The following is a 13,083-nucleotide window of genomic DNA, read 5'->3' on the forward strand; positions in this document are numbered from 1 at the left end:
CGTTCAGATTTTCAACGCTATCGGCATGCCACAGACCCTGTACAACCAACAGGCAATTTCTTTGTCGCCATACCGATTGCGTCTCCATAGTATAAAATGCGACAATACTTACAGTTAAATGTTATTATAGACATATTTCAGTCATTGAAGGACAAAACGCTGATTTTTCAGTTGAAAATATTGCTTTTTATTGCCAATATTTCCCGAGTAATTTGCGGAAAAATCGGCGCTGAGCTTACCCGGCCAACGGAATATGGATCAAATCCAGAGGCGACATTGCATCATATTGATGTGAACAGCGGCATCGATGGTTGCAATCCAGGCGTTTATTCAAGTTCACCATCAGATAAAAACGGAAATGGAGTGCATTGTGATCGAAGAGCAATCGAAAACAAGCAATGCAAAGGACGTCATCATCGCAGCATATAAAGGCCTTCTAGGAAGAGATCCCGACAAGAACGGCATGAGTTCTTATCTCGATTTGCTGGAGAAGAACTCAATTTCATATGAAGATCTTATACGGCAAATCAGCGCTTCTGACGAATTCAAGACCATACATGGATACATTCACACATATGGCTCCTCCAGAAGAGAGGCGATGGATGTATTTCGGCAATTCAGAAAATATGAGGGGCCGGGACGGGCGGGCTTCGTGACCAACTTCCTCGGTTGCGTTTCCAACGTGAACCATGTCGGGCTTGCAAGCCATTCGGGACTGGTCGAGTCATTTCCGTTTCCCGGTAATTTTCACGGGGCCGCCTTGGAATGGATCGCGGTATTGCGTTCGGTTCTCGACGCTCGGGAGCGATTCAGCATGATTGAGCTCGGCGCCGGATGGGCACCCTGGTCGGCGATCGGCTATACGGCCGCCAAGCAGAAAGGTTTAAGCGCTCACGTGACCCCGATCGAAGGGGATCGCGGTCATATCGATTACATTCACCATTCTTTTCGTGAAAACTCCATCCCGGATAGCGATGCCGACGTTATTCATGGGGTCATCGGTGTTGAGGACGGAATAGCCAGGTTCCCTCGGGCGGTACATGCCGGGCATGTCTATGGCGCCGCCGCCGCTTTTTCTGGCGAGGGCAATGATGGGGATGCGTTCGGGACATTCCTGAGGCATCATAGTGGCCTTATCGCAGAAATTGAAGAGGTCACATGTTATAGTCTAGCAACGGTCCTAGACGGCAAAGGGACCATTGATCTCATCCATTGCGATATTCAAGGTGCCGAAGGCGACCTCTTTGAACACCATATCGATGTGGTGACGAAGCAGGTGAAGCGCGTATTCATCGGCACGCATTCGGTAGACTTGGACCGGCGCCTCATCAGCTTGTTTCCCAAGCATGGCTGGGTTTGCGAAGGCATCGTTGCCGCAAAGACGAGGGATGATCCGCACGGAGATCCGATGCTTGTTGCGGATGGTGACCAGGTATGGCGCAATCAGGCGTTCTTCTGATCCAGGTCTTACAGCAATTCCAGGAAAATGTATGGCGGTTTTCCGTCCGGAATTGCGTATAGATTTCCATACCCGCAGTCAGCTTCTTTGCCGCACACTTCTGACGGCGGCCCTCGGCATGCGCGTACGCTCTAACTGCAGAAATCACTTCTTCACGAAAACAAAGATGCTAGTAACATTGTCGATATGGCCAGGCTCTTCATGCAACTCAACTAACCGGCAGCCAGTTCTATCGGCCAGCTCCAAGATGGAATTTTGCGGCGTAGAGTGCATCTCCATATCGAGTTTGGAACCACCCTTGAGATAGTCTGCTACTTTGAATCTGTAGCCATCTTCATGTGTCCTAACGTGTACGATCGCGACTCCGTGAGGCGGCAATCCGGAAAACGCCTTCTCTAGGACAGACAGTGTAACCGGCGGCGGATTATGTTGCAGCACCAGCCTGGAATACCAAAGATCGAAGCCGCGCCCTGGCATGACGTTCTCAGACGTGACTTGGATAAACTCGACATTATTAGCGCCCGAAGATGCAACATGCTCTTTCGCCAATTCAATATGAGGGGCTGAGATGTCCAGCGCGATAACATGCTTGAAGGCTGTAGCCAGCGCAGCCGTCGCACGCCCGACACCACAGCCAAATTCAAGGATAGTTTTGAAGTCATTTGGCGATCGGTTCATTCTACGGAGAAGGTCGCGAACCAGGTACAAATCTCCGACACCGCTTTCATAAAATTCAGCCAGATTTTGTTCCAGTTGATCCGGCGCATATTTATCCAAAGATAACACAGACCAATGTGGTGCCTGAGCACCAACTTCTGACCAATAGGACGCCGTCTTGGATACCACCTGTTTAAGGGTGGGATGGTCCATGATGGTTTCAATATCGGAGGGCGGAGTATGGGCCAGAAAAGATTTAGTGACCGCCACCGGATTCTTTAATTTATACTCGGGGGATTCCATCAGATGCTGGCGGAATAATTCAACGTCTTCGAATGCCTGGCGATAAATTTCTATAACATCGTCGTTTTCTGGCAACCTGCCCAAGAGATAGCGATAGCCGTAGCTCACGTCGTCCTTAGAAATTGGCATTTTTACAGTCCTCACCGACTTATGGAGACCACGCCGCTTCGCCTCATCTCTTGCCACTTGTCAAAGGCACGCCAGAACTCCCAACGAAGGAAATTCTCAATAGTTATATTTCAGTTTGAAAGCCGCTCACGGGGGATCAGCGCCAGATCTTCAAGGCGAGTATTCGCTCCATAGTTCTGTAAAAATAGGCCAGCGTCTCCTATGTCCTTCGGTGCGCCCGTCGGGTCCGCTCGATCAAGAAGACCAATGTGATAACCAATATCGACAAACCTCTTCAAATAGCTCAGTGGGTCCACTCCAGATATGCGCTGAAGCATCTCCGGCGAGAACTCCGTCGATATGATGGGCCGATCGCGCTCTATAAGAGGCCAAGCGCCGTCAAAGACCTTGGACTCTGCGCCCTCTACATCCACCTTAATGAAATCGATGCGCTTTTGGACAAGCTGATCCAGACGAAAGACCGGCACCACCGTACAATAAGGACTGCTTAAAACAGCCGAGGTTTCCGGCAGCAAGCCGCCATTAGAACCCACATGCGTAGAGAAATAGGCAGCTCCTTCGGCACTGGATAGTGCGACAGGCAGAAGCTTTACATTGTCAATTCCATTTCGCTCGATGCTCAGCAGTATCAAGCGACTATTTTCGGAATTCGGCTCTATTGCTGTTACGGTACCCGATGGTCCAACGAGCGTTGAGGACAACATCGTGAAATACCCGATGTTTGCGCCTATATCGACGACGTGCATTCCTTCTGTGATTGTCGATTTACAAAAGGCAGTGACATGAGGCTCATATATGCCGGAATGCAATATCGAAAGACCGACGGCCCTATCCGCATTATCTACCGCCAAGCTGAACGATCCGAGATCAGCGTAGAAAATATCCTCTGGTCCAAATCTGACAATGATAGGTGTGTTTAAGCTCTGACGATCAAAAACACCTATAACAGAGCGAATTTTTGAATAAGATAATTCTCCATCCGAAATGCCGTGTCTGCTAACGTGATCTTTATGAGATGAAGGAATATCGTTCCCATACAGGAACTGACATATCGTTTCTAAACTTCCATCCATAAACAACCCTCCACTCACAGCACTGATCTCGGGAATCGAGATGATGAAAATTACATTTGGAGGCGGACCACGCCGCCTAACGGGACAGCGTCGCTCAGCTTCGGCTTAGCTGCGATTGGAGCGTTACCTTCTCCAACAAACCCACTCGTTCCAGTGGGTCCGCCCCATCGCAGTACGCAACGGCTGAGAGACCGAGATGGCATGACCGCTCGCCGGTATCGCCAAATCTGCCCCGCGTCAGCAGATTGACCGTAACTCTCCCGTGCGGACCGACGATGCCCCCGAACGAAATATAGGTCGACCGATCGACGAGTTGAAAAGAGCACGTTTCTCCCCCGGCATCGGCGATAACGGCGATATTCTCGCTGAGAGGCGGACATTTCACCTCAAGATAGACGCGCACGCTCTCGCCCTCGGCGAGTTCGCTGTCGAATATAAGCCGGGAGCGGCGTTGGCTTGCCCAAACGCCCCAGTCTTCCATAGCGAACCAGCCTGAGTCCCGCGCTGCGCGGAACGTGAGGATCCGCCGGCCTTCGGCAGCGATGCGCAACAGTGCCTTGTCGCCGCCTTCGATGATTGCGTTGCGCGGCAGGCGACAATTCAAAAGCCCAGGCTGGTCTCCCAGACCAACGCTCATGTCGATCGCGGTCGAGAACAGCTCGGAGCAGAACGAATCCCACGACTTTGGCACGAAATTCTCTTTGATATCGCGCTGCCAGTCGGCCAGGTCGTTGCGATCGACAATGACCTGCTTAAAGAGGTTGTAGCCGTCCTCGACGTTGTACGGATTGATGTAACGCACGAAATGTCCCCCAACCTCTGGCATCGAGGTGGCGTTGGAGGCGATGCAAGGCTTGCCGTAATTCAGGCTCTCGCCGATGGGCAGGCCAAAGCCTTCGGCAAAGCTTGTATAGGTCGTAAACATAGAATGCCGGTATAGATATTCCAGCTCGTCGTCCGAGATGTCGTTGAAGATGTAGAGCCAGTCCCCGACATAGCCGTGGGCGGCCAGATGGTGACGGAGCTCGTCGATCTGCCAACCCCATTTGCCTACCCAGACGAGCTTCGGTGCCTTGTCGCCCAGTTCGCGGATCAGCCGTTCCCAGATGCGGATCTGGTACATATGGTTCTTGCGAACCTCGATCGTTGCTACACAGAGGACATATTCCTCCTCTGCCATACCTAGGATGTTGGTATTGAGGATCCTCGTCTTCTTCTGTGTCTTGCGCAGCTCCGTTGCGAGCGGAATTGCCTTGACGGGCAGCTCGAAGTTGAGACGCTCCTTGAAATAGGCCCTGATTTCGGATGCGACGAACTCTGAATTCGCCAGAACGAAATCGCAAACCGAGAATACGTCGATCAGCTGTCTTTGAAACTTGTCGACGGCAGCCTGCTGGACATATTCGGGATTCCGGATCTGAATGAGATCGTGAATGAATACGCAGAAGCGCATGCCCTTTTCACGAAGCTTCCGCATGACATCGTAATGCGGATAGATCCAGAAAGCGCCCGCAACGACGAATATATCATCCTGCGTGGGCCAAACTTCGAAGCGCGCGTCGAAGACGGCGGCAATTGCCTTATCGACCATGCTGCGATCGACAATCGGAACATCGAACTGGCGAACAAGCGTTGCAAGGGCCGCCGGGCTCGCGGCGAGAATCCGATGGCGATCATACTCCGGGATCACCGGGATAACGCGATAGTCCTTGAAAATACCGGACTCGATATGAAGGACCAGGTTGGCAACGACGCGTTGAATTCCACTCAGGCTCTTGTTGTGCTGAGCATATTCCATGAGGTCGGTGACATCGAGCCAGATGGTCTTCACCGCTTTTTCGCTCTCGACGCTGAAATCGGAAAAGACATCGCCAGCAGCGCCCGCTGCCACGAGTTCGATGACGGCGTCATGGTTGCCGGGGTTGCATTCTACCGATCGCTTATAGCTTTCGATTGCTTCGCCCGTGCGACCCATGACCTTCAGCAGGTGCCCGCGCTGCAGGTGAATGTCGGAATCATCCGGGCTGAGCTCAAGCGCCCTCTGATAGCGCTTGGCTGCCTCACGGTAGTCACCCGCCTCCTTGAGGCAGTTTCCCGCCTGAACCCAGATCCCTGTGTCTTCAGGATTGGTCCGCAGATGCTCATCATATAAGTCGGCCGCTTTCTGCCACAGTCTCGAATCCCGCGCCACGTCGGCCTCACGGACGACGTTTCTCATTTCTTCCTTGCTGCGAAAAATGTTCATGAAATCTCGCCCGGTTTGTTGGGTCAGGTTGATGGCGATGGCTAAGGGGATTTCGGCGATGGTTCGTCGGCGCTCGCAACTCCGCCGGTTCTAGCCGGAGACGGATAGGTCTATCCCATCCGTCCCCGGCTGCTGAACAGCTCCTCACTCTGTCGGCGGTCCAAAGGTGGGCCGTCGCAAGGTGGGTCTTCCTCAGGCGGCGCGGAGCCCTGCCACGTCCGTTTCTTCCGGCGCCACCCAAGGTTGGCCGGCTTCCGCATAGCCTGCCAGACGCAGGATCACGTGACCCTTGCAATCGGCCCACAGCGTGGCCGGCAGCACGAGGTGACCATTGGTCCAGGACCAGTTGCACCCTGCAGCGAGCTCTTCCGGATGCAGGCCGACGAGGCCATCCAAGGCAACGTCATGGTCGGTCTTGAGGCCATCGAAGATGCGCAGGCTCTCAAACCGCACGCCGAGCGCACGAACCTCGCGGCCGGGAGAGAAGGTCCGCGACACCAGGCTCGCCGTCTTGGCGGAAGCCGGGAAGATGAACCGGGCGAGGTCGCCGTCGATCTGCCCCTCCACACGTTTGCCGTCGACCAGCATATGCAAGTCCATATCCGCAGCCCGGCTCCAGCCGAGTGTCTCGACCCGCGCGATCAACCGCTCGCGGATCGCCTCGACGAGGACACCGCGGTCGACGAAGGGGCGGGCATAACGGGTGAAGCTCTCGGCCACACGCTGAGCGGCGTCGACCTCGACAAGGCGGCCATAAGCCCTGCCGAAGAAAGCGCGATTGCCCACTTCCATGTAGCTCTCGCAGCCCAGGCCCTCAGCCATCAGCACATCATGGCTTTCCAGTTCGACGTGCCAATAGGTGACCTCGGGCCACTCCTCGCGGACGATCGTCGCGCCATTGGCCAGCTCGCCAACCGGCACGAACACTTCGCCCATCAAGTCCACGCAGACCGCATGGCCGCCGGATAGCAGCAGATCGCGAGCGGGCAGGTTATCGCCGAATGCGCCGGCACGAACCCGGACCGGCCACTCATTGCGCACCGGTCGTTCGACCCGTTTGCTGCCGATCCAAATGATCGGACGGGCTTCGCCGGTCGCCGTGATCGCCAGGTCGCCAACCCTCAGATCTTCGACGGCGACCTCGCCGCGCGCGGTAAGGATAAGCGTTCCGGAAACGAAGCAGGGCGTCGCCACCGGAGTAATGTCTATCGCTGCGCCATTCGCAGTGATTGTCAGCGGACCTGCCTGGCCGGCTATGAAAGTGCCGGTCGTGAAACTGGTGCCGGCAACGGAGACATTTCCGAGCGGATTGTTGCTGCTGTCGAAAAGGCTGATCGTCTGGGAGCCGCCGCTCGAAGTGATGGTGTAGTGATCGATCGATCCGGCCAGCCCTTGAAACTCGATCTTGTCCGTTGCGGCATCGAAGCCATTGATAGTCGTCGACGAAAGATCGAGAACCGCCCCACCGGCGTTCGCGACGAAGGTGCCCCCACCGGCTCCGAAGTTGATGGTCGTGCCGTTCAGCGCGCTTATCAAGGCCGTTCCGTTGGTGAACGTGCCGCCATTCTCGAGATCGACATTCAAGCCGCTCAGCGCTCCGAGGACCGAGCCGCCGGCAGCGGTGGCGGTGCCGCCGTCAACGATGACGGTCATGCTGCTCAGGGCGCTAATACCCGAATTGATAGTAGCGTTGCCGCCCACATAGACCGTGGACGAGCCTAAAAGCGCAGCGGTAATGTTGACGGTTGCCGTCGCGCCGGGGGCCACCACATAGTTGGTGTTCCCAAGGACCGAGAGGATAGACAGCGAACTGGTGCCATTAACCGGCGTCGCGACATTGCCCGGCGCTATATTGGTTACCGTTGTCGTCGTAGCGTCCGGGTTGGTGATGGTGAGGTCGTAATTTGCACCTACCCCAAGCACGCCAGGATTGTAGGTCAGATTATACTGTACGCCACTCGCAGTGGTGGCACTATAATTGCCTTCCGCCATGTTTCTTGCTCCGTTAAAGTAAACGAGTTCAGAACTAGTCTATGCTGACCCTCATCGCGTAGGACGATGGAGCTTCGGCTCGCCCTTCGCACATCTCCTTCCCAACGCCATAGCGCGAGGAACTCCAGAGCATGCAAAGACCATCTGCACTTTTGTCCAGGCAGTTCCGCCCCTGCCACACCATTCCCGTCACAACAGTATAAAACGCGACAAAATCTCTATAATCATAGTCTAACAGAGATATTTTCTGATTTTCTCCGAAGCGTAGTTGACTTTTCAAAGCGGAATCACACGCACCACAGTCTGCGGCTGTCAGATAGTTGCGGCGTTCGTCGGGGATGGAGAGTCTGGATACCTCGTTTGTCGTCTAAAGGCTGCCGATGGATCGTTCGCCAGCTTTTCTCAACAAGACTTTGAGGTTTGAGGATGCGGTTTCGCTCGGATTGAAATCGGCTACGCAGCGCGAGATACTCAGGCTCTGCAGCAATGCTCGATTATGCAGCGAAGGCCTCGTGAGCGCATTATGGGCCGTAAGATCGACGCGTATCGTCATACCGTCAGGTCAATGCTTAACCCTTTGTAAAACAACAGGTAAGTGGGTATCCCTGATCAACCAGCAGATACTTTAAATGGGAAGGAACACAGGATGGAGAAAAGTCCACGTGTTTCGAGGCCGACCGCCAGCTCTCGATCGAAGCTCGTCCGTTGACCCGATCCACATCTAGTAAATAGGATGAAACGGCATCGTCTTATCGCGTTATTCTTCTTTCACGATGCTTCAGCCTCGCGGACGCGATAGCCCATTTCCACCGCCCGCCTTTCAATAGAGATACGGGCTTGCTGGAGCACTCTGCCGGCATAGACTGGCGGATAGCACCAGTCGTTCCAGGTGCGCGTTGCTGTATTTGCAAAGGAACCAAACCGCAGTACGCCAGGCTCAAGGAAAGACATACGACCACCGAGAGCGAGATATGTCTCGGTCTGTGCGCCTTCGGCAAGAATAATCGAATGCTGTTCGAGCTCGATATGGTAATACTCGAACGGCACCAAAGTCGTCTCCTGCGTGATCGTCGTACCGTTGAGGAGGAACTTTGCTGGAATCAACGATTCCTCCAGAAACATGCAGCGGTCCGGCGAAACATAAAGATCCCGGGAAGGGACGTTTTCCGCAAGGGCGCCCGCCTGTATGCGAACCGGAAGGGTATCGCGTGGCCTATCGATCGCCTTAGGATCAATCCGACGCCGTCCGACCCATTTGATTTCCGCAACACCTTTGTGAGTGACCACAAGATCGCCGGCCCGTAAATCCTCGACCGGAGTATCTCCCTCGGGTGTGCGGATGAGTGTGCCACGCAGGAAGCAGCTCGTAAAAGTCAGGCTGTCTGCGTTGGCATCGTAGGTGTAGGTGACACCCGTGGGTATGGTATAGGAGCCGAACGGTATCGCGTTCAACAAACCGCCGAAGAAGGTGATGGTATTCCCTGCTTGAGAGACGACATTCGAGCCTACTACCTCGATCCTGTCTCCCGATTGAACGTTTACGACGTTTGGCGGGGCCGGGAGACTCAAATAGATGCCGCCGGGATGGTAGGCGAACAGCCCACTACCGTTTGCACCGGCAAAATCCACGGTAGCTCCGTTCAAAAGGTCAGCAGTAAGCAGGCCCACATCCGCCGTAATACTCGAATTGGCGCCTATCGCATAAGTATAGGTCGAAGCGGCCCCGACATTTGCGAGGCCGGCATTGATCTTCACATTGGCACCACTAACCGCTTTGATCGTTGTATTTGAAGCCGCACCGATGCCGACGATACTGCTAATATCGACATCAACGCCGTCAACAATCACCGTACCGTTGGCAACCAGGTTGAGTTGGATGCTATCCGAGGGAGTGCCGGCATTGCTACTATCAATCGTAGTAGTGCCATTGTTGATTAGGTTGATGCCAATCAAAGCCATGTTATTATCCTCTCCGACAGATTAACATGTTGTCTTTTAAGGCAAAGCTGTGGTCAGAACTTATAGTTCAGACCCACCCGAACGGCATGGAAATCAAGGCTCGCTTTGGAGTTGAGCGCATCCCCGCCCATGTTGCTGCTGCCGAAATCGACATACTGATATTCGAGTTTCGCTGTCACATGGTCGGTGAAGGCGTGCTCGATGCCGGCGCCGACTGTCCAACCGGCCTTGGTCTTGTCGTCATCGAAGCTAGCGCCACCGAGTGCACCTTTATAATTGACGTGGCCATAGGCGAGACCGCCGGTACCGTAGAACAATGTGTTGTCATAGGCATAACCGATACGGGGGCGGACGGTGCCGTACCAGTCGATCTTGGAAGACGCGCTTGCCGTTCCATTTCTGAACGAGTCGCTAATGTCAGCGCCCTGGAAATCCGCTTCGAGGCCGACTACCCAGTTGGGGTCGAACTGGTAGTTGTAGCCGATCTGGCCGCCTCCGAGGAAACCGGACCCTTCGAGCTTGCCAAATCTGCCAAGGTAACTTCCAAAGGAATGGAACCCGACATCATCGTTACCACCGAAACCGCCGCCGGCATTCACACCGACATAGAAACCGGTCCACGAAAATACCGGCGCCGCCTCAACGGGAGCTTGAGGCGGCGTGGAAGTCGCGAGATCTGCTGCATAGACGGTACTTCCCGCAACCGTAGCCAACAAGAAAACCGTAGTCCCCAAAAACTTGCGCATTCGAAAATTCTCCTCGAAGGAATTCACGAGATTCAACATGTAACTTGCGAAAGTTCACGTTGAGGCCATAATATAGACGCGATTATATCTGTAAATACGTAGTCACTAATAAATATTTTCAAGATGTAAGCTTTATTTGTATAGTTTTGTCGCAATATGTATTGAGAGCATATTGATTCTATACTTTTGACGTCCAGAAAATTCCGGAATCGCGGCGATAGAAACATTGCAACTAGAATGAGATGGATGGCTTGCGTCCGCCGCGGACGCAGGATGTATAACGAGGCGCGGTAATTTCGCTTCGCTCGCATAGGCCGCCAGCCGCGGCGGCTTCCTCGTGACGCAATCGGGTGTGATATGTCGCTTTCGATATAGACAGGCAGGACGCCGTTCTGCGAGCTTCTGTCGCCACCGCAGATATTCATCTGCTGCGCTGGGAGGCTTGACGGGGCGGACCCTAGAAGGAACGTCAGGCCTCCCAACTGCGCCCAAACCCCTCCCCCTATGAACGAACATATGACGAAGAGCAGGCTGACAGATCACGGCCTGCATACACCTGGTGTCGTCAATCTCGGCAACAGCACGCAGAAGACAGGCAGGGCGATCATGTTGCCGCTGGAGCATTCTGAAACACGCGGCCTGACAGCATTAGGCATTGGCTTACTGTGAAATCGGCTTTCCAACGCCAGGCGCAATCAGACCGCCCGCGCCGCTTTCCGTATGGACGATGTGGCGTCGGCAAGCCACACCTTTGGAACTATCGCAACCGCCAATTTGCGATGGTCGGGAGGCTCGATCGCCTTGCTTCAAGTAACGGTCGGGCCTCCTCGCTTGCGACAAGCGCAACTCACCGTCTAGTTGCCTTTCCCGCAGCGTGCGCCAAGGCGCCTGCGTCCTCGCGCGGCAGCAAGTTCGGATAAGCCGACAGGTTTAATCGCCTCAGGGAATTACACGCATGCCGACCGCGCCGGCCGCCTTCAGGAAGACGGAGCGAACCTCTTCAGGTGAAACCCTGCCCTTGACGCCGTCGACGCAGGCCTGCAACGCCGCTTCAAACGCATCTCCGTAGCGTATCGGCCATTTCGTCGTCAGATACTCGATGGCCTGTGCGATCGAATTGATGGATTGAACCTCGTCGCCATCCTGCGCTGCAATTCCGAGCGGCGCGAATGCCAGCTCTGCAGGCTCGTCCGAGGCGTCAAATGGCGGTGTCTGATCTTGATCGGCGACATTTTCGGACTTTGCATGCCGTCGCCTCGTCACCAGCGTAGCCAGCAAGGTCATATCCCGGGCAATCTTATCCAGGGCTGCGAGCTTGTCCCCTTTGGCTGCCGCCGGGTCTAGATCACCCTCTCCCGCTTGCGGCGGCTCCGGTGGTAACGCCAGGCGACTATCTGCGTTCGTTTGAGGAGTGAAAACATCAACAGGGACCGAATTAACAAGCTGCGCACCGTTATCGAGATCGGTGCCAAAACTCTTATCATTCCGCCCCATGCCAGCCTGTCCCAATAAGCGCCGTCAAACCCGTCCCGCTGCATAGCTGCGATATGCAGTATCGACAAAAGTACTACTAATAAAACGCAATTGACCCGTTTAGATTAAAACTTTGAAACGAATTTGACCAGTATCGCGACAACAGAAAGCGCAAATACTCATAAAACCAGGCCGATATTGGCTTATTTTCAATGTATAAATATGGAAATTTTCGCTTAAAAAGCCAACGGATGATCCTGTGATCGAAGCTGCATCTCTTCGATATAGCCGTCGCATCTACATCTATAGTTGCATAGACTTCTTCAAGGATCGCCCAATCCACCTGCAATTGCGATTCCCGGCAGCTTTCGGTGCCGGAAGCCATTGCAAGCCTGCCACAAGACGTTACTCACAATTACGGACACATGTGTCTGCGAAAGCGAGATGATACGCTTTTCGATTGCGATGATCGGCGCGGAAAGCCGATGAGAAATGCGAGCCACTGGTGCAGAATTGAAGGGGCGCACCGAAGTGCGCCGCTTGTTCAGACGATGAAGAAAGTCGATGGCGGAACCTGCAATGCGGTGGCAATGCGGCGAAGTTTCGCCGGATCGGCCTCGGCACCAGCCTCGATTTCAGTGATTTCCTCACTGGTGAGGCCACAGGTCTCAGAGAGGTCGTCAATCGTATAACCGATGGCTTCACGCGCCTGCCGCACAGCAGCAGCAATCTCACCATCAGGAACGGTAGAAACCTTTGAACTATCGATATTATTCGGAGTAATGGACATGAAATTTCTCCTTCCAAAGTCCGCCGGCCAATTCGTTGCCGGGTGAAGGCAGCTATTGCAGCCATGAGGCATATCGACCTAAACAGACACGGCCGAACGCTGCGTCAATATAGGCATCAATGCGGCGAGGGCAAGCACGGAAGCGCATAGCTGCCAATCGCCTGGCTCTCGGCTAATTTCGCGATTTAATATTCTGTGATAGCGACAACACGTCACGGTTACAGAGGAATGAACGCTACCGCGCGCCGTCTTGTGAC

At 54.2% G+C, this 13,083-nt stretch carries 10 protein-coding genes; 2 read left to right on the forward strand and 8 right to left on the reverse strand.

Annotation, left to right across the window (positions count from 1 at the left end; all coding sequences use genetic code 11):
• Nucleotides 1-307 precede the first annotated feature (307 nt).
• The gene (locus tag GA0061103_RS00370; RefSeq protein WP_092706035.1) at nucleotides 308-1,459 is read left to right on the forward strand and encodes a DUF4214 domain-containing protein; all 1,152 of its coding nucleotides are present in this window, start codon (nucleotides 308-310) and stop codon (nucleotides 1,457-1,459) included.
• 144 nt (nucleotides 1,460-1,603) lie between these two features.
• Here GA0061103_RS00370 and GA0061103_RS00375 read toward each other — a convergent pair whose 3' ends face one another.
• From GA0061103_RS00375 to GA0061103_RS00400, 6 genes are all read right to left on the reverse strand, one after another.
• Nucleotides 1,604-2,548, reverse strand: coding sequence for a class I SAM-dependent methyltransferase (locus tag GA0061103_RS00375; RefSeq protein ID WP_092706037.1), 945 nt, complete (start codon nucleotides 2,546-2,548; stop codon nucleotides 1,604-1,606).
• Nucleotides 2,549-2,658: 110 nt separating this feature from the next.
• Nucleotides 2,659-3,621 carry an FkbM family methyltransferase gene (locus GA0061103_RS00380; RefSeq protein WP_092706039.1) on the reverse strand — a complete coding sequence of 321 codons (963 nt, stop codon included), beginning with the start codon at nucleotides 3,619-3,621 and terminating at the stop codon, nucleotides 2,659-2,661.
• A 94-nt stretch (nucleotides 3,622-3,715) separates the two neighbouring features.
• Nucleotides 3,716-5,866: a glycosyltransferase gene (locus GA0061103_RS00385; protein WP_092706041.1), complete on the reverse strand. Its 2,151-nt coding sequence runs from the start codon at nucleotides 5,864-5,866 to the stop codon at nucleotides 3,716-3,718.
• A gap of 192 nt (nucleotides 5,867-6,058) precedes the next feature.
• Nucleotides 6,059-7,858 carry a Hint domain-containing protein gene (locus GA0061103_RS00390; protein ID WP_092706043.1) on the reverse strand — a complete coding sequence of 600 codons (1,800 nt, stop codon included), beginning with the start codon at nucleotides 7,856-7,858 and terminating at the stop codon, nucleotides 6,059-6,061.
• A 768-nt stretch (nucleotides 7,859-8,626) separates the two neighbouring features.
• A complete protein-coding gene (locus GA0061103_RS00395) occupies nucleotides 8,627-9,817 on the reverse strand; it encodes a Hint domain-containing protein (RefSeq protein WP_092706045.1) in 1,191 nt (396 codons plus the stop codon).
• 53 nt (nucleotides 9,818-9,870) lie between these two features.
• On the reverse strand, nucleotides 9,871-10,563 hold the full coding sequence (locus tag GA0061103_RS00400) for an outer membrane protein (protein WP_092708441.1): 693 nt from the start codon (nucleotides 10,561-10,563) through the stop codon (nucleotides 9,871-9,873).
• Nucleotides 10,564-11,079: 516 nt separating this feature from the next.
• Between GA0061103_RS00400 and GA0061103_RS34920 the strand changes: the two genes are divergently transcribed.
• The gene (locus tag GA0061103_RS34920) at nucleotides 11,080-11,232 is read left to right on the forward strand and encodes a hypothetical protein (protein WP_167376505.1); all 153 of its coding nucleotides are present in this window, start codon (nucleotides 11,080-11,082) and stop codon (nucleotides 11,230-11,232) included.
• Nucleotides 11,233-11,502: 270 nt separating this feature from the next.
• On the opposite strand, the gene GA0061103_RS35275 is transcribed toward GA0061103_RS34920, so the two are convergent.
• Together GA0061103_RS35275 and GA0061103_RS00415 are read right to left on the reverse strand one after the other, a co-directional pair.
• The gene (locus GA0061103_RS35275) at nucleotides 11,503-12,057 is read right to left on the reverse strand and encodes a DUF982 domain-containing protein (RefSeq protein ID WP_245304619.1); all 555 of its coding nucleotides are present in this window, start codon (nucleotides 12,055-12,057) and stop codon (nucleotides 11,503-11,505) included.
• A 523-nt stretch (nucleotides 12,058-12,580) separates the two neighbouring features.
• Nucleotides 12,581-12,826 carry a helix-turn-helix domain-containing protein gene (locus GA0061103_RS00415; RefSeq protein WP_092706051.1) on the reverse strand — a complete coding sequence of 82 codons (246 nt, stop codon included), beginning with the start codon at nucleotides 12,824-12,826 and terminating at the stop codon, nucleotides 12,581-12,583.
• Between the last annotated feature and the right edge of the window lie 257 nt (nucleotides 12,827-13,083).

Origin of the sequence: Martinezella multihospitum, from assembly GCF_900094585.1 — a bacterium.
GTDB lineage: Bacteria > Pseudomonadota > Alphaproteobacteria > Rhizobiales > Rhizobiaceae > Rhizobium > Rhizobium multihospitium.